We start from the raw sequence: 243 nt of genomic DNA, 5'->3' as shown, positions 1-243 counted from the left end.
ACCGGCAAACGCCGTATCCGCGGCGGACGGGCCTCGATCCGTCGCGTGCTGTACATGGCCTGCTGGTCGGTCATCCGCAAGCAGGCCGACTTCAAGGCCCGCTACGAACGCCTGCGCCAACGTGGCAAATGCGCCAAGGTCGCCGTCACTGCCTGCATGCGCGTGCTGCTCACCCGCCTCAATGCCATGGCACGCGACCGGACTGAATGGAAAGAGAACCCCGTCTGAGTAGACAGTTGCTCC

1 protein-coding gene is annotated in these 243 nt (G+C 64.6%); it reads left to right on the top strand.

The window, feature by feature from the left end; all coding sequences use genetic code 11:
* Positions 1-228 (top strand): transposase (locus tag SB822_RS60110; protein ID WP_410859513.1); only part of this gene is annotated, 228 nt, incomplete at its 5' end.
* Between the last annotated feature and the right edge of the window lie 15 nt (positions 229-243).

It is taken from the genome of Paraburkholderia sp. SIMBA_054 (genome assembly GCF_046534875.1).
GTDB lineage: Bacteria > Pseudomonadota > Gammaproteobacteria > Burkholderiales > Burkholderiaceae > Paraburkholderia > Paraburkholderia hospita.
The sequence above is the reverse complement of the archived record's forward strand: the minus strand, read 5'-3'. Positions and strand labels throughout refer to the sequence as shown.